This window comes from Gordonia sp. PvP123 (assembly GCF_040547295.1).
Lineage (GTDB): Bacteria > Actinomycetota > Actinomycetes > Mycobacteriales > Mycobacteriaceae > Gordonia > Gordonia terrae.
In genome coordinates, this window is sequence record NZ_JBEPPN010000003.1 from 510399 (window position 1) to 531678 (window position 21280).

Consider the following 21280-nt stretch of genomic DNA (forward strand, 5'->3'; position numbering starts at 1 on the left):
CGCCCGGGCCCATCCGGAGAACCTAGACTGCGGTGCGTGTCCCGGGGAGAGCCGATCGACGACAGTACGGCCCGGTCCGCCGCCGGGGTGCGGGTCCGGCGAGCGCGCGAGGCCGCCGGGGTGAGTCTACGGTCGTTGGCCGCCTCCATCGGCGTGAGTCCCGCGACGCTGAGCCAGATCGAGAACGGGAGAACGGGCCTGCGCGTCGATCGGCTCGAGGCGATCGCGGCAGCTCTCGGAGTCGGCGTCACCCAGATCATCGAGGGCACGGTGCCGCGGCGTTCGGCGACCGGCGCACCGGACGCGGCCGTCGTTCACGGGGATTGGCGGCAGTACGGCCCGCTCGACTTCTCCCCCATCCTGCTGGCCGCCGTCGAGGAGTTCCTGGCGGTCGGATATCACGGGACGACGATGCGACGGATCTCCACGCGGTGCGGGATGTCGGTGCCCGGGATCTACAACTACTACCCGAGCAAGCAGCTCATCCTGGTCGACATCCTCGACCGCACGATGGCGGATCTCGAATGGCGAGCCGCGGCCGCGGCGGCGAGCGAGGACGACGCCGTCGGGAAGTTCTGTGCGCTCGTGGAGAACCTCGCGCTCTACCACACGCACCGCCGCCGGCTCGGATTTCTCGGTTCCAGCGAGGTGCGAGCGCTCGAACCGTCCAACCAGCGGAACGTCAGCCGGCGACGAAACCGTCAACAAGCGCTGGTCGACGAGCAGGTACACGCCGCGGGTGCCCTCGGACATTTCCGGCCGCCGCATCCCGACGACGCCGCACGCGCCGTCGTCACGATGTGCACGGCCCTGCCGACCTGGTGGCAGCCCGACGGTCGGCTCACCCCGGAACAACTGGCAGCCGAATACGTCGACTACGCCCTGGGGATCATGCGATACCAACCGCCGGCGTCGTGAACAAGTCAACTCTGACCCCTATATTGGCATGGTGAGTTCACCCGAGGTACCGGCCGGCACGGCAGCACCTGCCGAGACGGCGCCCACTCGCCGCGAACAGCGGACCATCACCAGCCAGCGACGCATTCTCGAGGCAGCCGTCGACTGCCTGATCGAGCACGGCTTCGCCGGGGCGACGACGTCGGCGATCCAGGCACGGGCGGGCGTCTCGCGCGGCCGGTTACTGCATCACTTCCCCTCCCGGGAGGACCTGCTCGTGGCGGCCGCCCGACACCTCGCCGCCGAACGGGTGGCGGCGACCACGGCACGCGCGGTGGCCGAGATCGATGGTCACGTCACGGGTTCCACCAGGGTCACGAACGTCGTCGAGATGATGTGGATGTCGTTCCACGAGCCACATTTCTGGGCCGCGGTCGAACTCTGGACCGCGTCCAGGACCAACGAGTGGATCGCCGGCGCGCTGCTTCCCGTGGAGCGGCACCTCGGGGGCGTGATCCGATCGAGCATCGACCGGATGTGGGGCCCCGAGCTGGTCGGCCACCCGCGCTACGCGCAGTTGCGCGAGATCCTCTTCACCAGCATGCGCGGGGTCGCCCTCGCCTACGCCTTCGATCACCGGGACCCGCGGCGCGACCCCCATCTGCCGCAGTGGACGGACACTGCCCTCGTACTCCTCGAGGTCTGACCTCCACCCGTAAGAGTACGGGTTGACTGTTTCGATCGGGGTTGGCTAATCTCCAGCTACCCGGAGCTGGGACGTGACCGACACTCGGCGCGGACTGTGCCCGGGAACACCCCTCCGGCCCGACGGCCGCACCTTCGACGACCTCACGGCGACCCCCGGAAGAACGGCCGTGGCTCGAGTCCGTCGGCCGGGCACCCCCCCCTTGAGCCAGGAGCATCTCCGTGCCCACAGATCACACCGGCGAACGGCCGGCACCCCGTTCGGCTCGAGCGTCGATCGCCGCCGCGATCTCGACGTCGCTCGAGTGGTACGACTTCTTCATCTACTCCACCGCGGCTGCGCTGGTGTTCAACGTGACGTTCTTCGCCACCGACAGCACCGTCGTGTCCGCACTCAACTCCTTCGCCACCGTCGCCGTCGGCTTCATCGCCCGGCCGATCGGCGGCATTCTCGCGGGCCAACTGGGTGATCGCTACGGCCGCAAGCCCGTTCTGGTCGGGGCGGTGTGCCTGATGGCCGTCGCCACCTTCCTGATCGGCTGCGTGCCCAACACCCAGACGGTGTGGTTGGCACCGACCCTCCTCGTGATCCTCCGCATCTGCCAGGGCCTGGCCGTGGGCGGACAGTGGGGAGGTGCCGTCCTGATCGCCACCGAGAACGCACCGGCACATCTGCGTGGGTTCTACGGCAGTTTCGCCCAGCTCGGCGTGCCGATCGGCCTGGTGCTGGGCAATGTCGCGTTCCTGCTCGCCACCGGGCTGTCGAGTTCGGACGCGTTCCTGTCCTGGGTCTGGCGAATCCCGTTCTGGATCAGCCTGGTCATGCTCCCGGTCGCGTTCGCCATCCATCGGTTCCTCGAGGAGACACCGGAATTCAAGGCAGTCGCGGCCAAGATCGCACAGACACCCGACGTGCAGCGCTCCCCGATGCTCGACGTCATCCGCCGCAACCCGGGGACCATCCTGATGGCCGCCGGCGCGAACACGATCGGAATCGTCTTCTTCTACATCATGATCACCGGTTCGGTGCAGTTCGTGACGACCTACCTCGACGTCGCGCGATCCACTGTGCTGACCTGGATTCTGATCTCCTGCGTCGTGATGGTCCCGCTGGTTCCGGCCTTCGGCTGGCTGTCGGATCGCGTCGGCCGCAAACTGGTCTTCGCGATCGGCTCGGCGGCCATGATGATCTGGGCCATCCCGATGTGGCTGCTGATCGGGTCGTCTTCGCCGACGTCCATCTGGCCCTTCGCAGTCGCCGTTCTCGTCGGCGTCGTGGCGATGGCATTGCAGACCGGCACGCAGGGAACACTTTTCGCCGAGCTGTTCCCACCGGAGATCCGCTTCTCGGGCGCGTCCCTGGGTTACCAGATCTCGGCGATCGTCGGCGGGTTCGCGCCGTTCGTGATGGTCGCGATCATCAACGGCAACCCGGACAACGCCTGGCGCGTCGGGCTCTTCCTGACCCTGCTGGCCGCCGCGTCGTTGCTCTGCCTGTACGTCATCGTCAAGAAGCGCTATCACGGCGAGTTCGACTCACCGGCCTCGGCCGGCGTCGACGACACGCAGCCACAGGCTCAGCCGGTTCGATAGTCACCCACGACCGGCAACCAAGACAACGCGGCGGCGCCGGGTCATCGTCCTTGATGCCCCGGCGCCGTCGTGGTGGTTCAGTTCCAGTTCATCCAGAAGTCGAGCTCGAGTTCCTCGTCCCCGGGCACGACGCGGTACTGCTCGAAATCACGGACACCGTCTCGTGCGAGGACGTCATCGTCGATGAAGCACTGCCCGGTCGCCAGCCAGGCCGGTTTGGTGATGATGCTCATCGCGGCGTCGGCCATGATGCTCGGCTTCCGACTCCGGGCGACGAGCTCCTCGCTCAGGATGTTGCGCACGGCCGCGGTGTTGATGGTGGTCCGCGGCCACAGCGAATTGACTGCGATGCCATCGGCTTTCAGCTCGGCGGCCAGGCCGATGGTGACCATGGACATCGAGAACTTCGAGATCGTGTACGCGGTGCCGATCTGAGCGAACCACTTGGGATCGAGATCGATCGGCGGCGAGAGCGTCAGCACATGCGCATTCTCCGACGCCCGCAGATGCGGGATCGCCGCCTTCGTCAGCGCGAAGGCGCCTCGTGCGTTGATGTCCTGCATCAGGTCGTATTTCTTCATGTCGATCTTCTCGGCAGGCGTCAGATCGAGGGCGCTGGCGTTGTTGACCACGATGTCGATGCCGCCGAAGTGCTCGACGGTGCGGCTGACGGCCTCGGCCACCGAGTCGTCGTTCCGGACGTCGCCCACGATGGGGAGCGCCCGTCCGCCGGCCTCGGTGATCGCGGCCGCCGCCGTGTGGATGGTTCCGGGGAGTTTCGGATGCGGGTCAGCGGTTTTCGCGACGAGCGCGATGTTGGCGCCGCGCGCCGCGGCCGCCACCGCGATGGCCTCGCCGATCCCTCGGCTGCCGCCGGAGATCAACAGGGTCCGGCCCTGCAGCGAATCGTCGGGGGTGTGGGTCGGTGTCACGGTGAGTCCTTTCGGAGCCCACACCTGTCAGGGTGTGAGCGTTCGGGACGGCGAGGCGAGGGCCGACTCGTTCGGCCTGGCTCACACGCCGTCTGTTTGATTTAACTAAACACTGCACGAAGGGTGGCGTCGCGGGAAATTGCTTTCCCAGATGCATCTGACGCCGAGGTGGCACGGCCGCCCCCCGGCCTGGACCACCCCTGTTCGGCTGCGCCGAGCCTAGCGTCCGAATCTGGTCATGCGCAATCAATGACCACGTCACAACAGGCGCCGCCCACCCGGAACACACGAGTCCGACACCACGATCGCCCACCCGTGCCCACGCCCAGAGCCTGGACACATTTGACCCCACCGCGGGTGACGAGGCATGCTTGTCCGAGCGATCGCTCGCTCACGGCGGGTGAACAACCGAGAGGGGACAGTTGTGGCCATCCGGGACCCGCAGGCCTATCGAGAGGGCCTCCGCGACAACAGGCGCGTCGTCTACCGCGGCGAGAGGATCGACGACGTCACCGCGTTCGACGAATTCGCCGATGCCATCGCCCATTCGTCGCTCGCCTACGAGATCTCGCGCACCGAGCCGGATCTCGCTGTCGCCGACGACGGCGACGGGCCCTACACCGCGTTCTACCGGGTGCCGCGCACCGCGGAGGACATCAGCAATCGCGGTCGCCTCATCGAGACCCTGTCCCGCATGGGCGCCGGGACGATCGTGCTGAAGGAGGTGGGCAGTGACGCACTGTTCGCCCTCCTGCGCGCGTTGTCGGGCGACAGCCTTGCCAAAGCCCAAGCGTTCTACCGATATTGCTGCGAGAACGACGTCGCCCTTGCGGTGGCCCAGACCGATGTGAAGGGCGACCGGTCACTCCCCCCGCATCGCCAGCCCGATCCCGATCACTATCTGCGGATCGTCGACGAGGATGCCGACTCGATCACCGTGTCCGGCGCGAAGGTCCACACCTCGTTCAGCGCCAACGCCGACGAACTCATCGTGCTGCCCACACGCGCGATGTCGGAGGCCGACCGCGATTGGGCGGTGAGCTTCGCGATCCCGGTCGACACCGAGGGCCTGACGCTCTACGTGTCCCCGTACCTGCACGGCGACCACCACGCCTTCGAACACCCGATCTCGTCCAGGCACAAGCTGCTCGAGAGCCTGACGGTGTTCGATCGGGTCCGCGTACCGAAGGAGCGCGTGTTCCTCAACCGGGAGCCCGAACTCGCCGGCCCGCTGGCGCTCGCCTTCGTCGACTACCACCGCTTCACCGCGGTGAACTACAAACTCCCCATCCTCGATCTGCTGGTCGGCGCCGCCATCGGGATCGCGGAGGCCAACGGCATCGCCGGTGCCGGCCACGTGAAGACCAAGCTGACCGAACTGATCACCTACGCCGAGACGGTGCGAGGTTTCGCCGAGCTGGCCGCGGTCCGCGCGCGCAACGGCGGCAACGGGATTCATCTTCCCGATCCACTGGCGGTCAACATGGCGAAGTACCACTTCGCGCACGGGTTCCACCAGGCCGCGGCCACCCTGCTCGACCTTGCCGGCGGCCTCGTGGTCACCGGACCCGGCGGCCATGACTGGGATGACCCCGAAGTCCGTGCGGTCCTGGAGAAGTACTTCGCCGCAGCGAGGCCGGCGGAGGAGCGCCTGCGGCTCATCCACCTGATCGGCGATCTGACCGCGGGTCAGTGGGGCGGTTACCAATCGGTTCTGGCCACCCATGCCGAGGGCTCGCTGGAGGCCGAGAAGATGCAGATCGCGCGGGCCTACGACAGCACCCGGGCGCGTGCGGCCGTCGACGCGGTGCTGCGTGACGCTGCCGAAACATCTATTCCCGGAACCGAACTCGACGCACCGGTGGGGGCAGCACGATGACGACCAACGGCCTCGACTTCGCCATCGACGACCGCGGTGTCGCCGACATCCGGTTGAACCGGCCCGACGCCGCGAACGCCCTCGACATGGACGTCGCCGAGGGGCTCGCCGCTGCGGTGCAGAGCATCGAACGCGACGGCGTCCGTGTCGTCCGGCTGTCCGCGGCCGGCCGGCTCTTCTCGGGCGGTGGCGACGTCCACGGTATGGCCGCCGCGCCCGACCGGGAACGGTTCCTCGCCGAACTCGCCGGGTCGGTTCATCGATCCCTCATCGCGCTCGACCGCCTGCCGGTTCCCGTCGTGGCCGCGGTCCAGGGCACCGCGGCCGGCGGCGGTCTGGGTCTCGTCCTCGCCGCCGACGTGGTGATCGCGACACCGAAGACGTCGTTCGTGGCCGCGTATTCCACGATCGGGCTCTCTCCCGACTGCGGCGTGTCGATCAATCTGCCCCGGACCGTCGGATTGGGGCGCGCGCTACGCATGCTGGTGCGGAACGAGAAGATCGACGCGGCAACCGCATTGGACTGGGGACTCGTCCACGAGGTCGTCGAGGCGGAGCAACTCGAGAGTGCCACCGACGATGTCGTCGCGCTCCTGCTCGACCGGCCCACGGCCGCGATCGGGCACGCACGACGCCTCGCACGGGCGTCCTTCGGCCGGACCTTCGCCGATCATCTCGACGACGAGGCCGCCACCATCGCGCGGCTCGGTGCGGGCACCGAGACCGGCGCACTGCTCGCGCGTTTCGCCGGGTGAAGAGGCCCAGCCGCATGGGGTGATTCGCCCAAACCGCCCGATTCGTCGGTGATCGGACTAGCGTCGTAGCCCATGACGAGCGACGCTCGACCCCGGTCGCACCGGGTCAACCTGACCATCTTCGTCGCCTCGGGCGTCATCGTGGTCGCCTTCGCCGTCTGGGCGCTGGCGGCACCGGCGGCGGCCGAGTCGACGATCAACGACGTCCGTGACTTCATCACCCGGTGGTTCGGCTGGTGGTATTTCGTCCTCGCCACCGCCATCGTCGGTCTGGTGGTGTTCCTCGGCCTCAGCAAGTACGGGCGCTATCGGCTGGGGCCGGAGGAATCGCGTCCGGAGTACAGCCTCTTCACCTGGACGTCGATGCTGTTCGCCGCGGGTATCGGCATCGACCTGATGTTCTTCTCCGTCGCCGAACCCGTCACCCATTTCCTCAACCCGCCGACCGGACTCGCCGAGACCAACGCGGCGGCGCGCGAGGCGGTCACATGGACGGTCTTCCACTACGGGGTGACCGGGTGGGCGATGTACGCGCTCATGGGAGGTGCGCTCGCCTATTTCGCCTTCCGGCACAATCTCCCGCTGACGATCCGAGCGGCGCTGTATCCGATCTTCGGCAAACGCGTCGAAGGTCGGTGGGGCGACGCGATCGACGTCGCGGCCGTCCTCGGCACCATCTTCGGCATCGCCACCTCGTTGGGCATCGGCGTCGTCCAGCTCAACTTCGGGCTGAACGAGATCTTCGGGATCGAGCAGGGGAAGGCCGCGCAGATCGGTCTCATCGTCCTGGCGGTCGTGATCGCGACCGCGTCCGCGACATCGGGCGTGGACAAGGGCATTCGGCGCCTCTCCGAGATCAACGTGATCCTGGCGATCTGCATGCTCGTCTACATCACGGTCGCCAAAGACGCCGACTTCCTGCTCAACGGGCTCGTTCAGAACGCGGGAGATTATGTGTCCACGTTCGCCGACCGGACGCTCGACACCTTCGCCTGGGACCAGGTGAACCCGCCGCCCGGCAACGACGCCCGCGCCTTCGTCGACGGTTGGACCCTGTTCTTCTGGGCCTGGTGGGTGGCCTGGGCGCCGTTCGTCGGACTCTTCCTCGCGCGCATCTCGCGCGGACGTACGTTGCGCCAGTTCATCTTCGGCGTCTTGGTGGTCCCGTTCAGCTTCATCCTGGTGTGGATCTCCATCTTCGGGAACAGTGCCCTGCAGGTTGCCCGCGGCGATGCGGACTTCGCCGAGACGACGGCCTCCACACCCGAAGCCGGGTTCTATTCGTTGCTCGAGCAATATCCCGGTTCGACGCTGCTCATCGGTATCGCGACCATCACCGGCCTGCTGTTCTACGTCACCAGCGCCGACTCGGGCTCCCTCGTCATGGGCAACTTCACCAGTCGACTCGACGACCCGATGGCCGACTGCGCACGGTCCCTTCGCATCTTCTGGTCGGTGGCGATCGGCCTGCTGACGCTGTCGATGCTGTTCGCCGGCGGCGGTGACGGATCCATCCTGACGCTGCAGGCCGCGACGGTGATCATGGGCCTGCCGTTCTCCTTCGTGCTCGGGCTCATCGGCATCTCGTTGCTCCGCGCCGTCCGCAACGAGTCGGTGAAACTCGACAGCTTCCGGACCACGTTGCCGAAGGTGATCGCCGTCGGACGCGGTCCCACCGAACACGGCAGCTGGCGACAGCGCCTCATCGGTACCCTCCGCTTCCCCGGCCCGGCCGCCACGCGGAAGTTCATCGGAGCCAACGTCGTTCCGGCGATGACCGAGGTCGCCGAACAGTTCGGTCGCGAAGGGATCACCGCGACCGTCGACGAATCGGCCGAGAACGAGGGGTTGCCGTCGCCGCGCCTCGTCGTCGAACTCGCCGAGGTCCCCCGTTTCGAGTACTGCGTGTGGCCGGTCTCGGCGCCGACCCCGACGTACGCGGTGCGGACCCAGCGATCCGACGATCGCTACTTCCGATGCGAGGTGTATCTCACCGAGGGGTCGCAGGGCTACTCGCTCACCGGGTACACCCGCGACCAGATCATCGGCGACATCCTCGACCAGTACGAACGCCATCTCGGCTACCTGCATCTGCGGGATGCCGCCGGCGACCACCACGAGCCCGCACCCGATCCGGGCGCCGGCGACGGTAGCGTGCCCGACAGCGACACGGACATCCCCGACAGCAGTTCCGAAGGAGCACCGGCTCGATGACCGAGACCCTCTACATCGACGGCCGCTGGCGGTCCGCCGCCTCCGGTCAGACCCGCGAGATCCGCTGCCCCGCGGACAACTCGGTCGTCGGCGTGGTTGCCGAGGCCGGGGCGGCCGACACCGAGGACGCGATCGCGGCGGCGCGGCGCGCCTTCGACGCCGGCGACTGGAGCGCCACACCGGCTGCCGAACGTGGCGATCTTCTCCTCCGCGTCGCCGGCCAGATCGACGAGCGCCGAGACGAATTCGTCCGGGCCGAGACACTCGACACCGGCAAACGGCCATACGAATCCGACCTCGACATGACCGACATCGGCCACTGCTTCCGATATTTCGGCAAGCTCGCGGCGACCGACGCCGGTCGCGTGGTCGACACCGGATCACCCGATGCCGACTCCCGCATCGTGTACGAGCCGGTGGGGGTCTGCGGACTGATCACCCCGTGGAACTACCCGTTGCTGCAAGCGGCCTGGAAGGTCGCACCGGCGCTCGCCGCGGGCAACACCTTCATCCTCAAACCCGCCGAACTGACCCCGCACACGTCGATCCTGCTGATGCGCGTCCTCGAGGATCTCGGTCTCCCGGCGGGCGTCGGCAACCTCGTGCTGGGCGCGGGGGCCGCGGCGGGTGCCCCCCTGTCCGCGCACCCCGACGTCGACCTCGTCTCGTTCACCGGTGGACTGATCACCGGCCGGGTCATCGCCCGCGAGGCGGCGGCGACGGTGAAGAAGGTTGCGCTCGAACTCGGGGGCAAGAACCCGAACGTCGTGTTCGCCGACGCCTGCGCCACCGACGACCTGCTCGCCGCCGCAGTCGACAATGCGCTCAACGCCGCGTTCCTGCACTCGGGTCAGGTCTGTTCGGCCGGAGCGCGACTCATCATCGAAGAGTCCGCGCACGACCGCTTCCTCGACGAACTCGTCCGCCGCGCGGAACGCATCCGCCTGGGGCTCCCCTATGCCGAGGGCACCGAGACCGGTCCGCTCATCTCCGCGGCACACCGCGACAAGGTGCACGCCTACGTCGAGCAGGCCCGTGCGGACGGCGCCGTCATCCGAACCGGTGGCGCCTTCGCCACGGGCGATCACGGATCGGGCAGCCTCGACGACGGATGGTTCTATCTGCCCACCGTGATCGACGGGGCCGACCGTTCGATGGCCTGCGTGCACGACGAGGCGTTCGGACCCACGGTCACCGTCGAGACCTTCACGACCGAGGACGAAGCCGTGACCCTGGCCAACGACACCGTCTACGGGTTGGCGGGCGCGGTCTGGTCGGCGGACGCCGCCCGCGCCCGCCGCATCGCCGGACGGATCCGGGCCGGCACGGTGTGGGTCAACGACTTCGGACCGTATCTGCCCGAGGCCGAGTGGGGTGGGTACGGCCAATCCGGCTTCGGCCGGGAACTCGGACCGTCGGGGCTGGCAGAGTACCGCGAGGCCAAGCACGTCTACGAGAACCTCCGACCGGGGGTCACCGGGTGGTTCGAGGACCGAGACGGCCGGGAGGATCGGCGATGAGCGAGACGTACGACTACGTGGTCGTCGGCGGCGGCTCCGGCGGCGCCGTGGTGGCGTCGCGGTTGTCCGAGGACCCCTCGATCTCGGTGTGCCTGCTGGAGGCCGGTCCGTCCGACGTCGGCGACGACGCGGTCCTCCGGCTCGACCGGTGGATGGAACTCCTCGAATCCGGGTACGACTGGGACTATCCCATCGAGCCGCAGGAGAACGGCAACGACTTCATGCGGCACGCCCGCGCCAAGGTGCTGGGCGGCTGCAGTTCACACAACAGCTGCATCGCCTTCTGGGCGCCGCGCGAAGACCTCGACTCCTGGGAACGCGACTTCGGCTGCGCCGGATGGGGTTCGGCGGAGCTGTACCGGCTCTATCCGCAGATCGAGACCAACGAGGCACGCGGCGCACATCACGGACGCAACGGACCGGTCCACCTGATGACCGTGCCGCCGAACGACCCGTGCGGCGTCGCCGTGCTCGACGCCTGCGAGGCGGTCGGGATCCCCCGTGTCGAGTTCAACAGCGGTACGACGGTCGTCAACGGAGCCAACTTCTTCCAGATCAACCGGCGACCCGACGGGGTACGCGCCTCGTCATCGGTCAGCTACCTGCATCCGCACCTCGATCGGCCGAATCTCACCGTCCGCACCGGGTCGTGGGCCAAGCGGGTGGTGATCGAGAGGGTCGACAGCGAGCTGCGCGCCGTGGGCGTCGACATCACCGACAACGCGTTCGGTCGCACGACACGGATCGAGGCCCGGCGCGAGGTGATCGTCTCGGCGGGCGCGATCGACTCGCCGAAGTTGTTGATGCTCTCCGGGATCGGTCCGGCCGACGACCTCCGCGAGCACGAGATCGAGGCCCTCGTCGACGCACCGGGGGTCGGTGAACACCTCCAGGACCACCCCGAGGGGGTGATCGGATTCGAGACCACGAAGCCGATGATCCGCGAGTCGACCCAGTGGTGGGAGGCGGGCATCTTCACCACCATCGATGAGGGCCTCACCCGGCCGGATCTGATGATGCACTACGGCAGCGTGCCGTTCGACATGCACACGCTGCGTCAGGGTTATCCGACCAGCGACAACACCTTCTGCCTGACACCGAACGTGACGCACGCCCGGTCACGGGGCACGGTTGCGTTGCGCTCCCGCGACTTCCGCGACAAGCCGCGCGTGGACCCCCGGTACTTCACCGACGTCGAGGGCTACGACATGCGGATCATGATCGCCGGCCTGCGGAAGGCTCGCGAGATCGCCGCCGCCGCACCACTGGCGAATTGGATTGCGCGCGAGTTGTATCCGGGCCCCGACACCACGAGTGACGCCGAACTGGCCGACTACATCACCCGCACCCACAACACCGTCTACCACCCGGTGGGCACCGTGCGGATGGGTCCGCCCGACGACGAGCTGTCGCCGCTGGACCCCGAACTGCGTGTGAAAGGTGTTGCGGGCCTGCGGGTCGCCGATGCATCGGTGTTCCCCGAGCACACGACGGTTAACCCGAACCTCACCGTGATGCTCGTCGGCGAACGCTGTGCCGAGCTGGTGCGCGCGGAGATCTGAGACTAGGTCGCGAACGAGTCGACGATCCGCTCGAGGACCGCGGCGACCTGCTCGGTGGCGGCCTCGCGGTCGTCGGCCGCGGCGACGAAGAGCGCCGCCTCGTCGAGCGCGCCGATCGCGACATGGGCCAGCGGGCGGGTGGGCTGCTCGACCGCCTGCCCCGTCGCGATCGCCGCCGCGATCAGCCCCTCGACCAGCGCGAATCCGAATTCCTCACCGCGCGCGCGCCATTCGCTCCAGCCCAGCACCGATGGCGCCTCGACCAGGGTGATGCGGTGCACCTCCGGCTCGGTGCACAGCCGCAGGAAGAGGCGCATACCCGCCTTCAGTGCGGCGAGCGGATCCTCGCCGGCGCGCTCCCCCACGGCCGCCGCGATCCGCGCCACGATCGACTGCTCCACGTCGTCGTAGACGGCGACGAACAGGCCCTTCTTGTCGTCGAACTGGTGATAGAGCGCACCGCGCGTGACACCGGCTTCGGCGACGATCTCCTGGGTCCCGACGTCGGCGAAGCCGCGCTCGCCGAAGAGCTTGCGTCCGGCAGCGATGAGCGCCGCGCGGGTGGCCGCGGTCCGCTCGGCCTGGGTACGACGATTGACTTTCATACAGTTTGCACGTAACTTTCGTACTCAGTGTTCGTAAGTTACCGAGTCTACGAGAAGCGGGCCTCGCCATGACAACTGCACTGCCGGCCTCCGAGTTGCTGACCGTCGAGCTGCCGTCCGGCGTCATCGAGTACGCCACCTACGGACCCGCCGACTCCGGGCACCCGCCCGTCGTCTTCGTCCACGGTGCCGTCGTCGACCATCGGCTGTGGGAACCGACCGCACTCCTGCTCGCCGAACGCGGATTCAGGTGCTTCGTCCCCCTCATGCCCCTGGGGTCTCATCACCTTCCGCTCGGGCCCGGAGCGGACCGGTCACCGCGCGGGATGAGCCGGCTCCTGCGTGAGTTCGTCGCCCGCTTCGACCTGTCCACCGCCACCCTCGTGGCCAACGACTCCGGCGGCGCCATCACCCAGTTCGCCCTCGACGACGACCCACGATTCGTCAGCCGGCTGGTGTTCACGAACTGCGATGCGTTCGATCTCTTCCCGCCGCAGCCGTTCCGCCTGTACTTCGCGCTGATGAGAGAACGATGGCTGCTGAAGCCCCTGGCCGTCGCGATGCGACTGCGCGCGTTGCGCCATTCGGCACTGGGGGTCGGTCTGCTGCTGAACGATCCCGACCCCGAACTCACCGGCTCGGTGTTCGAGCCGCTACAGACCGACGAACGCATCCGCGACGACTTCATCGCATTCCTGCGAGGCATCAGTCCGGCCGAACTGGCGGAGATCACCCCGCGGATGTCGGGTGTCGACCTCCCGGTCCGCCTGGTCTGGGGGCGCGACGACCGATGCTTCACCCCGGCGCACGGACGCCGGCTGGCCGCGGCCTTCCCCGGCGGCGCGCAGTTCATCGAAGTTCCCGACGCGCGGACCTTCGTGTCCCTCGATCAACCGGTGGCCCTCGCCGACCAGATCGCCGAGCTCACCGTCGGCGATCTCGCCTCGCCCTGACCGTCGGGACGGTGCTCGAAGTCGAGCGGTCGAAAGAATTTCCGCCACCGGCGTCGGATTTCGGTGCCGGGCCGCGACGATAGAGATGTGAGCAGCGACCAATCGGTGCCTTCGGCCCGGGGACCAGAGGGATTGCTGGCCGTCTACGACCAGGCACTGCCGGAGGTGTACGGCTTCGTCGTGCGCCGCTGCACGGATCGTCGAACCGCCGAAGACGTCACGTCGGAGACCTTTCTGGCCGCGATGGACTCGGTCCGACGACGCCGGGACACCGAACCGACCACCCCGTGGCTGATCGGGATCGCCCGGCACAAGCTCGCCGACCACTGGCGACGCGCCCAGCGCACCCCAGAGCCCGTCGACAACCTACCCGAACGCGGCGACGACCCCTGGGACACCGAACTCGACCGGATGGTCGCCCACCACACTCTCGGCCAGCTGTCGCCGGTCCATCGATCGGTCCTGACCCTGCGCTACGTCGACGATCTCCCCGTCGGTGAGTGCGCGGAGATCCTGGGCCGCACGGTCGGCGCGACCGAGGCGCTTCTCACCAGGGCCAAGCGCGCGTTCCGTGCCGCCTATCCCGAGACACAACCCCAGCCCAGCGGGAGAGGAGGTCACGCATGAGTACCCGGAACAGCTCGCGTTTCGACGCGACACGAGATCCGCTGCACGTCCTGAACGCGGCGAGCACCCCGGGCTTCGACGATCCGGTCCGTCCCGACCGCGATTTCGCCGATGCGCTGCGTGATCGCCTCGAGCGCGGGGTGACACTACCCGAAGGAGTCGTCATGGCCACCGCAACACAACTCGACGTACCCGAGACCACGTCGGCCGGTACCGGGGTCGAGACGGAACCGACCGTCGAACGTCCCGGCGCCCTCCCCTATCTCGTCGTCGCCGAACCGCAGGCCGCGATCGACTGGTACGTCGAGGCGCTCGGCGCCCGGCTGCGCGGCGAGCCGATCGTGATGTCGGACGGCGTGATCGGTCATGTCGAACTCGAGTTGGGCGGGGGTGCAATCTATCTCGCCGCCGAGTTCCCCGACCTCGGACTCCGGGCGCCCGCACCCGGGCAGGTGTCGGTCAGCCTGATGGTCGCCGTCGACGACACCGATGACGCGGTCTCGACGGCCGCCCGCGCCGGGGCCGCGGTCACCCGCGAACCGTACGAGGCCCACGGCACCCGCACGGCGGTCATCGTCGATCCGTTCGGACACCGGTGGATGCTGAGCGGACCGTCGAAGATCACGACCGCCGAAACGGTCCACCAGGGCGACATCGGTTACATGTCCCTCAACACGCCCGACGCCGCCCGCGCCCGGCGCTTCTACGGCGACGTCCTCGGCTGGGAGTTCGACGTCGAGGGAAGGCGCGTCACCAACGTGGGCCACCGACTCGGCATCTTCGAGACCGACGGTGCGCCGACGATCTTCTGCGCGTATGCCGTCGACGACCTCGACGCGGCCCATGGGCGCATCGTCGCGGCAGGCGGACAGGGTGAGTTCGGCGCCAGTCCCGACGGTCACCGCGTCGTCGACGCCGTCGACGACCAGGGCGTCCGCTTCGCGGTCTACGCCCCCGAGCCCGGCGACGTCCGGCCGCAGACACACCCGCGCGATCCCGGGGCCATGACCTATCTGACGGTGTTGACGCCCGACAGCGGACGCTTCCGCGCGTTCTACGGGTCGGTGCTCGGCTGGACATTCCACGGCGGACGCATCGACGACGGCTGGGAAGTGGACGACTCCCGGCCGCAGGTCGGTCTCGCCGGTGGCGCAGAGAGCTCGGTGGCGGTGCCGATGTGGACGACCGAGGACGTGGTCGCCGCGGTCGAGCGCGTCCGCGCCGCCGGCGGCACGGTGCTCGACGAACCGAACACCGCACCGTACGGCATCTCGGCGCGCTGCACCGACGACCAGGGCGCAGAGTTCTACCTCGGGCAGTTGTTCTGAGTTCCGGCGAGTGGCTTCGACACGGCGCCATCAGCAGAAGACACCACCACGCTGGCCGAGCAGCGTCGACCGAGCGCAGCGAGGCCGCCGCGCCCGTCGAGGTCACCAAGTCGAGGTCACCTAGTGGCTTCGACACAGCGCCTCGACCTCGACGCGCTCCTTCGTCGCTTGCTCGGCCCGGCGGCTTCGCTCGGGGCCGGCTCAACCAGCAGAAAGTCGCCACGCAACCAGCAGAAGGTCACCCCACGAGCACCCCGACGACCAGCACCACCACGGCGGCGGTGGTCAGCACGGAACGCACGATGTTCCACGGCACCCAGACGGCGGTGAATCGCGTCCAGATCCGCACCGCCTCGTCACCGCGAACCACACCGGCAGCGTCGAGGCGGTCGTTGGCGGGGACGTTGAGGGCCATCGTGATGATGACGCCGAGTGCGGTGAGGATCGTCGCGGTGAGGGCCCACCAGCGAAGGCCCGATCCCCAGCCGGCCCAGACGGTCAAAGCCCCGAACGCCACGCCGCCGCCGAAGATGACCGCGAAGATCGGGTTGAGGATGGCACTGTTCATCCGCTGCATCCCCGCGACCGCCACGTCGGCACCGGCCCGGGTCAGACCGGGGATCACGGCATAGCCGAATCCCGCCAGCACACCGGCGCTGAGTCCGGTGGTCACGATCGCCAGGGTCACCATCACGTCGCGCACCACGTCCATGGGAACAGTCCAGCGCGTCACACGCCGGAAAACCATGACCGGACCGGCGGATTTCCTGCTCCGTCGTCCGACTCCCGACTCCGGACCGGCCACCACCGTCATGGTTGACTCTTATCCATGTCCTCTCGCTCTCGCGTCCGGGCCCTGTCCGCGCGTCTGCCGTTCGGCATCGGGACCATCGTCGTCGTCCTGTGCGCCGCTCTGGTCCTGACCGGCGGCGTGGTACTCGCGAGCGGCGACGCCCGAACCGACGACGGCGAGTACGCGTACGGAGAGCTGCGCGGATACGAACGCGAACCGGGAACGGCGTGGACGATCGTCGGCCAGGAGGACCTGCCCGACTACTCCGGCGAGGTCACCATCGAGATCGCCGATACCTCCGACGAGGGGTGGCTCATCACGTACCCGTCCGGATTGGGACGCTCGTTCGTGATGGTGGACCGCCGTACCGGAAAATTGCTGTGGGACAACCCGATCAACGCGGGGCAGGGCGACTGCGCGGTCAACGAGGCGGGCCAGGTCGGTTGCGCGGTACAGCTGGGCACCCCGCTCGAGGACGGTTTCTACCTCGTCGACGACGCCGGGCTCCCGACCCGCACGGCGGAGTACCTCGACACCAAGGCCGTCGAGGGTCTCGGCACCAACTTCCTGCGTGTCAACCGGGTCGGGCACCAGGTCACGCTCAACACCCCGGCCGGCAAGAGCATCTGGGCGCGGACGTTCGCGGCGCCGATCGTCGGCATCGACGTCACCGGCGACATTGTGATCATCAAGACCGCCGACGCCAGTCAGCATCTGGTCAACCCGGCCACCGGGGAGGACCGCATCGGCTGCGACCAGTGCTCCATCAGGCTCTACCCGAATGGGGTGACCGTCGACCATCAGGCGTACGGCGAGGAGAAGGTCGTCACCTACGCGACCGTGAACGGGCGGGTCGACGCCGATCCGGTCGCCGAGGCCGACGGCCTGCGCGTGCTGCCGGGGCCGTCGACCCTGCCCGTCCTCAACGCCGCGAACCGGGTGTTCGCCGCGGAAGGCCAGTACGAGGTCCGCGATCCGGCGCGCCCGGGCGCGCTGTGGCAGATCCGCGACGGCGAACTGTCCAAGGCCAATGCCGTCGCGTGCGGCTCCCTCGTCAACTTCGGCCGCCTCGACGGTTCGCGCACGACGTATGCACTCGCCGACGGCACACACGTCGGCAGCGGGCCGCCGCCCGGTCCGCAACAACCGATCCTCGCCAACCCGCGGTGCGTCGGTTCCAGCGGCACCACCATGGTCCTCGTCAATCAGGGAGTACTGACCGGCCTCACCCCGGCCAACACCGCCGCCTGGGAGCGCGGTCTGTCGTCTCCCGGTCTCGTCCGGGTCGTCGACGGATACATCGCCGTCAGCGAGGGCAGCACGTTGTCGGTGCTGCGGCCGAACTGACCGCTTTTGCCCCGATCGTTGCATCGTCAACCATCTCTGTGGGCCGTCTCACAGAGGACTTTCGGCCCATCGCTCACCTGCAACGACACAAACGTGCCGACGAGTCCAGACCTGAATTGATCACGACAAGGTAACGCTTTGCTCACGGCCGCGTGTACGGTCGGCTCGGTTCCGCAAGCACGAACCACGAGATGTACACGCGAGGTCGATCAGTTTTGGGTAAGCACTCCAAGCCACGGAAGAGGTCACGCACACCGTTGTGGGCCACCGCCCTCCTGCCGGTGGGCGTTCTCGCCGGCGCGGCCACGGCCGGGGCCGAGCTCTCCGGTCACACGTTGGCGCCGACGCCGGTGTCGGCACCCCAGCCCGCGCCCGAGGCCACCACCGCGCCCCCGTCGGTGACGCCGGCCGTCCGAGCGCACCCGATCGCTCCGACTCCCCCGCCGCCACCGGTCCGCCCGGCCAGCGTGACGACCGGTGCGGTCCCGGTGACCAACTACGACGCCTATGAGTCCGCTGCGAAGGCCGTCACGAGCACTCATCCGCGCTGCGGGATCGACTGGAAGGTCATCGCCGGAATCGGTCGCGTCGAGTCCCATCACGCCGATCAGGGCAACGTGAACCCCGACGGGGTGCTGCGCAGCGCGATCTTCGGCCCGCGCCTCGACGGTTCCCTCGCCGGCAACCAGGTCATCGGGGACACCGACCGCGGCGAGCTCGACGGCGACCCCGTCTATGACCGCGCGGTCGGCCCGATGCAATTCCTGCCGTCGACGTGGAAGATGTACGCCGCCGACGGCAACGGCGACGGAAAGTCCGACCCGCAGAACATCTTCGACGCCGCGCTGACCACCGCGAACTACCTGTGCGACGAAGACCTCGACCTGCGGGACTCGTCCTCGCTGGTGACTGCCGTGCTGCGGTACAACAACTCGATGGACTACGTGAACAAGGTCCTCGGGTTCGCCCGCGAATACTGATCGCGCCACCCCGGACGTGCGAGGAGCGTAACCGACGCCCCCACTGCTCCCTGAGGTGCGAGGAGCGATAGCGACGCCCCCACTGCTCCCTGAGGTGCGAGGAGCGTGACCGACGCCCCCACTGCTCCCTGAGGTGCGAGGAGCGTAAGCGACGAGCCACGAAGGGCCTGGTGAGATACCTTGCGGAACCCTTCGTGGCTCGCTCCGCTCGCACCTCAGGGAGCAGAATAACTCGGCGCCAGCTGGCGGTTCGTTCGTGTACCACGACGGCCGCCAGGCCGCAGGTACAGCCTTCGCCCGTCAGTCCTGTGTCAGGAACGCCTGCAGCGCAGCCGAATACATCGGCACGTCGTCGGCGTCCATGAGCTCGCGCGCGGAGTGCATCGCGAGTTGCGGCGCGCCGACGTCGATCGTCGTGAGGCCCGTGCGTGATGCCGTGATCGGCCCGATCGTCGAGCCGCACGGCAGATCCGCCCGGTGGACGTACCGCTGCATCGGCACCCCCGCTGCATCGCAGGCGAGCGCGAAGATGGCTTCGCCCATCGCATCCGACGCGTAGCGCAGATTCTGGTTCACCTTGAGCACCGGGCCGCCGCCGATCGAGATGCGGTGGCCGGGTTCGTGCCGTTCGGGATAGTTCGGGTGGGTCGCGTGGGCCATGTCCCCGGACAGGCAGACGCTCGCCGCCATCGTCCGAAGGAAGTCCGCACGTGATCCGCCCCGCGCCAGCACGATTCGCTCACAGATCGAACCCAGGAAGTCCGACGCCGCGCCGCGCTCGGAACCGCTGCCGACCTCTTCGTGGTCGAACAGCACCAGCATCTTCGTATTCGTCGACGACCCGGCGTCGAGCAGGGCCCGCATACCCGCGTAACAGGTGCCCTGGTTGTCCAATCGGGGTGCGCTGAGCAGGTTTCCATTGGCACCGATGATCGCCGACGGTGCCACGTCGTGGGTCATGAGTTCCCAGCCGAGGAGCGCATCGGGATCGATCCCCGCATACTCCGACACCCAGCCCAGGACGTCGGGCACCTCGTCGCCGATCCCCCACACGGCGTTGACGTGCCGCTGCGGATCGAGCGAGACGCCCTTGCGATCCTCGGCCAGATGGATCGCGAGCTGGGGCACCCGCACGATCGGCTCGGTCACGTGAACCAGCGTGTGCGCCACCGAGTTTCCCGACCGGTATGCGAGGCGGCCGGACAGGCCCAGATCGCGGTCCAGCCACGAGTTGAGCCAGGCGCCGCCATAGGGCTCGAGCGCGACCATCGCAACCCCGGCCGACGAACGGTCCGGATGCTGCTTGAGCCGCAGGTTGGGGCTGTCGGTGTGCCCGCCGACGATGCGGAAGGCTCCGGCCTGCCCGGTCTCCCACGCGATGATGGAGCCGCCGCGGATCACGTAATGCCGCGCCGACGGCGCGCTCAGGTCGGCTTCCGCCCACTCCTGGTCCTCGAAAAGCCGTGTGTAACCGGCGTTCTCGAGTTCCCGAGCCACCGTCGCACAGACGTGGAACGGCGACGGGGACGCATCGACGAATTCTCCGAGCCCACGCGCGGTCGCGCTGGTCGGGATCCGGGCGGACGCACTCATCGGCGAAGCTGCGCTCACACCGAGGCGAGAACCGAGTCGATCACCGAGTAGAAGAGTCCGAGACCGTCGTCGCTCGGACCGGTGAGCGGCTCGGTGGCGTGCTCGGGGTGCGGCATCAGGCCGACGATCCGTCCGTTGGGACTGGAGATCCCGGCGATCTCGAGGGCCGAGCCGTTGGGGTTGCGCTCCGGGAACCGGAACACGACCAGGCCCTCCCCTTCGAGCTCCTCGAGCTTGCGCTGCGAGGCCACGTAACGACCCTCGCCCGACTTGAGCGGGATCAGGATCTCCGCGCCCTGCTCGAAGCGGGTCGTCCACGCGGTGGTGTTCGACTCGACGCGCAGCCACTCGTCGCGACAGATGAAGTGCAGCCCCTCGTTGCGGGTGAGAGCGCCCGGCAGCAACCCGGCCTCACAGAGCACCTGGAAACCGTTGCAGATGCCGAGGATCGGCATCCCCTTGCCCGCCGCCTCGACGACCGAACCCATGACCGGCGCGAACCGCGCGATGGCACCCGCACGCAGGTAGTCGCCGTAGGAGAAGCCGCCGGGCACGATGATCGCGTCGACCCCCTTGAGGTCGGCGTCGCCGTGCCACAACGACACCGGCTCGGCACCGGCGAGCCGGACCGCGCGGGCCGCGTCGACGTCGTCGAGGGTTCCGGGGAAGGTGATGACCCCGATACGAGCTGTCATGGCTGTCCTCTACTCCGCGACGCGCGAGACGTTGAAGTTCTCGATGACCGTGTTGGTCAGGAGTTCTTCGGCGATGCGCTCGAGTGTCGTGTCATCCACCGAGTCGTCGACCTCGAGTTCGAATCGCTTGCCCTGACGGACGTCGCCGATACCGCTGAACCCGAGCCGGCCCAGGGCGCCGACGATGGCCTGGCCCTGGGGGTCGAGAATCTCGGCTTTGGGCATCACGTCGACCACCACTCGCGCCATGGACCGCTCCTCAAATGTCTGCTGGTCGGTTGTCGCCTGATCGGTGATTTCCG

The 21280-nt window shown here is 68.2% G+C and carries 19 protein-coding genes; 13 read left to right on the forward strand and 6 right to left on the reverse strand.

Annotation, left to right across the window (positions count from 1 at the left end):
• Positions 1-36: 36 nt before the first annotated feature.
• The 3 genes from ABIC25_RS07760 (at position 37) to ABIC25_RS07770 (ending at position 3195) form a co-directional block, all read left to right on the forward strand.
• Entirely contained in the window at positions 37-918 is an 882-nt protein-coding gene (locus ABIC25_RS07760; RefSeq protein ID WP_354560777.1) for a TetR-type transcription factor C-terminal domain-containing protein, read from the forward strand.
• Positions 919-946: 28 nt separating this feature from the next.
• Positions 947-1603 carry a TetR/AcrR family transcriptional regulator gene (locus tag ABIC25_RS07765; protein ID WP_354560779.1) on the forward strand — a complete coding sequence of 219 codons (657 nt, stop codon included), beginning with the start codon at positions 947-949 and terminating at the stop codon, positions 1601-1603.
• Between the two features lie 221 nt (positions 1604-1824).
• A complete protein-coding gene (locus ABIC25_RS07770) occupies positions 1825-3195 on the forward strand; it encodes an MFS transporter (protein WP_064569224.1) in 1371 nt (456 codons plus the stop codon).
• 77 nt (positions 3196-3272) lie between these two features.
• On the opposite strand, the gene ABIC25_RS07775 is transcribed toward ABIC25_RS07770, so the two are convergent.
• A complete protein-coding gene (locus ABIC25_RS07775; protein WP_064569247.1) occupies positions 3273-4127 on the reverse strand; it encodes an SDR family oxidoreductase in 855 nt (284 codons plus the stop codon).
• A 424-nt stretch (positions 4128-4551) separates the two neighbouring features.
• Here ABIC25_RS07775 and ABIC25_RS07780 point away from each other — a divergent pair, with 424 nt between their 5' ends.
• From ABIC25_RS07780 to ABIC25_RS07800, 5 genes are all read left to right on the forward strand, one after another.
• Positions 4552-6006, forward strand: a complete 1455-nt coding sequence (locus ABIC25_RS07780) for a 4-hydroxyphenylacetate 3-hydroxylase N-terminal domain-containing protein (RefSeq protein WP_354560781.1) — start codon at positions 4552-4554, stop codon at positions 6004-6006.
• Positions 6003-6761 (forward strand): enoyl-CoA hydratase/isomerase family protein, encoded by a 759-nt coding sequence (locus tag ABIC25_RS07785; protein WP_354560783.1) that lies wholly within the window; start codon positions 6003-6005, stop codon positions 6759-6761. Before ABIC25_RS07780 ends, ABIC25_RS07785 begins: the two co-directional genes overlap by 4 nt.
• A 72-nt stretch (positions 6762-6833) precedes the next feature.
• Entirely contained in the window at positions 6834-8975 is a 2142-nt protein-coding gene (gene betT / locus ABIC25_RS07790) for a choline BCCT transporter BetT (protein WP_354560785.1), read from the forward strand.
• Positions 8972-10495: an aldehyde dehydrogenase family protein gene (locus tag ABIC25_RS07795; RefSeq protein WP_354560786.1), complete on the forward strand. Its 1524-nt coding sequence runs from the start codon at positions 8972-8974 to the stop codon at positions 10493-10495. The genes betT and ABIC25_RS07795 overlap by 4 nt, the downstream gene beginning before the upstream one ends.
• Positions 10492-12057: a GMC family oxidoreductase gene (locus tag ABIC25_RS07800; RefSeq protein WP_354560788.1), complete on the forward strand. Its 1566-nt coding sequence runs from the start codon at positions 10492-10494 to the stop codon at positions 12055-12057. Before ABIC25_RS07795 ends, ABIC25_RS07800 begins: the two co-directional genes overlap by 4 nt.
• A gap of 2 nt (positions 12058-12059) precedes the next feature.
• On the opposite strand, the gene ABIC25_RS07805 is transcribed toward ABIC25_RS07800, so the two are convergent.
• Entirely contained in the window at positions 12060-12662 is a 603-nt protein-coding gene (locus tag ABIC25_RS07805; protein WP_354560790.1) for a TetR/AcrR family transcriptional regulator, read from the reverse strand.
• Between the two features lie 68 nt (positions 12663-12730).
• Between ABIC25_RS07805 and ABIC25_RS07810 the strand changes: the two genes are divergently transcribed.
• The 3 genes from ABIC25_RS07810 to ABIC25_RS07820 all read left to right on the forward strand — a co-directional run bounded on the left by ABIC25_RS07810 (position 12731) and on the right by ABIC25_RS07820 (position 15570).
• The gene (locus ABIC25_RS07810) at positions 12731-13615 is read left to right on the forward strand and encodes an alpha/beta fold hydrolase (protein ID WP_354560792.1); all 885 of its coding nucleotides are present in this window, start codon (positions 12731-12733) and stop codon (positions 13613-13615) included.
• A 132-nt stretch (positions 13616-13747) separates the two neighbouring features.
• A complete protein-coding gene (locus ABIC25_RS07815) occupies positions 13748-14242 on the forward strand; it encodes an RNA polymerase sigma factor (protein WP_435529048.1) in 495 nt (164 codons plus the stop codon).
• Positions 14239-15570 carry a VOC family protein gene (locus tag ABIC25_RS07820; RefSeq protein WP_354560796.1) on the forward strand — a complete coding sequence of 444 codons (1332 nt, stop codon included), beginning with the start codon at positions 14239-14241 and terminating at the stop codon, positions 15568-15570. Before ABIC25_RS07815 ends, ABIC25_RS07820 begins: the two co-directional genes overlap by 4 nt.
• A gap of 238 nt (positions 15571-15808) precedes the next feature.
• On the opposite strand, the gene ABIC25_RS07825 is transcribed toward ABIC25_RS07820, so the two are convergent.
• Positions 15809-16282: an anthrone oxygenase family protein gene (locus ABIC25_RS07825; RefSeq protein ID WP_354560798.1), complete on the reverse strand. Its 474-nt coding sequence runs from the start codon at positions 16280-16282 to the stop codon at positions 15809-15811.
• A 117-nt stretch (positions 16283-16399) separates the two neighbouring features.
• Here ABIC25_RS07825 and ABIC25_RS07830 point away from each other — a divergent pair, with 117 nt between their 5' ends.
• Positions 16400-17710 (forward strand): hypothetical protein, encoded by a 1311-nt coding sequence (locus ABIC25_RS07830; RefSeq protein ID WP_004020742.1) that lies wholly within the window; start codon positions 16400-16402, stop codon positions 17708-17710.
• A 215-nt stretch (positions 17711-17925) separates the two neighbouring features.
• The gene (locus tag ABIC25_RS07835) at positions 17926-18690 is read left to right on the forward strand and encodes a lytic transglycosylase domain-containing protein (RefSeq protein ID WP_239400304.1); all 765 of its coding nucleotides are present in this window, start codon (positions 17926-17928) and stop codon (positions 18688-18690) included.
• A gap of 300 nt (positions 18691-18990) precedes the next feature.
• Here ABIC25_RS07835 and ABIC25_RS07840 read toward each other — a convergent pair whose 3' ends face one another.
• From ABIC25_RS07840 to purS, 3 genes are read right to left on the reverse strand one after another with little or no spacing between them, the layout of a single operon-like run.
• Positions 18991-20283 carry a M18 family aminopeptidase gene (locus tag ABIC25_RS07840; protein WP_354560800.1) on the reverse strand — a complete coding sequence of 431 codons (1293 nt, stop codon included), beginning with the start codon at positions 20281-20283 and terminating at the stop codon, positions 18991-18993.
• Between the two features lie 14 nt (positions 20284-20297).
• Positions 20298-20978, reverse strand: a complete 681-nt coding sequence (gene purQ / locus ABIC25_RS07845) for a phosphoribosylformylglycinamidine synthase subunit PurQ (RefSeq protein ID WP_004020745.1) — start codon at positions 20976-20978, stop codon at positions 20298-20300.
• 9 nt (positions 20979-20987) lie between these two features.
• The gene (gene purS / locus ABIC25_RS07850; protein WP_004020746.1) at positions 20988-21227 is read right to left on the reverse strand and encodes a phosphoribosylformylglycinamidine synthase subunit PurS; all 240 of its coding nucleotides are present in this window, start codon (positions 21225-21227) and stop codon (positions 20988-20990) included.
• Between the last annotated feature and the right edge of the window lie 53 nt (positions 21228-21280).

Coding starts and splice junctions, on each gene's coding strand:
- purQ (WP_004020745.1), bottom strand. CDS start 20,978: ATGACAGCTCGTATCGGGGTCATCACCTTCCCCGGAACCCTCGACGAC.
- betT (WP_354560785.1), top strand. CDS start 6,834: ATGACGAGCGACGCTCGACCCCGGTCGCACCGGGTCAACCTGACCATC.
- ABIC25_RS07785 (WP_354560783.1), top strand. CDS start 6,003: ATGACGACCAACGGCCTCGACTTCGCCATCGACGACCGCGGTGTCGCC.
- ABIC25_RS07765 (WP_354560779.1), top strand. CDS start 947: ATGGTGAGTTCACCCGAGGTACCGGCCGGCACGGCAGCACCTGCCGAG.
- ABIC25_RS07840 (WP_354560800.1), bottom strand. CDS start 20,283: ATGAGTGCGTCCGCCCGGATCCCGACCAGCGCGACCGCGCGTGGGCTC.
- ABIC25_RS07820 (WP_354560796.1), top strand. CDS start 14,239: ATGAGTACCCGGAACAGCTCGCGTTTCGACGCGACACGAGATCCGCTG.
- ABIC25_RS07805 (WP_354560790.1), bottom strand. CDS start 12,662: ATGAAAGTCAATCGTCGTACCCAGGCCGAGCGGACCGCGGCCACCCGC.
- ABIC25_RS07810 (WP_354560792.1), top strand. CDS start 12,731: ATGACAACTGCACTGCCGGCCTCCGAGTTGCTGACCGTCGAGCTGCCG.
- ABIC25_RS07800 (WP_354560788.1), top strand. CDS start 10,492: ATGAGCGAGACGTACGACTACGTGGTCGTCGGCGGCGGCTCCGGCGGC.
- purS (WP_004020746.1), bottom strand. CDS start 21,227: ATGGCGCGAGTGGTGGTCGACGTGATGCCCAAAGCCGAGATTCTCGAC.
- ABIC25_RS07825 (WP_354560798.1), bottom strand. CDS start 16,282: ATGGACGTGGTGCGCGACGTGATGGTGACCCTGGCGATCGTGACCACC.
- ABIC25_RS07795 (WP_354560786.1), top strand. CDS start 8,972: ATGACCGAGACCCTCTACATCGACGGCCGCTGGCGGTCCGCCGCCTCC.
- ABIC25_RS07830 (WP_004020742.1), top strand. CDS start 16,400: ATGTCCTCTCGCTCTCGCGTCCGGGCCCTGTCCGCGCGTCTGCCGTTC.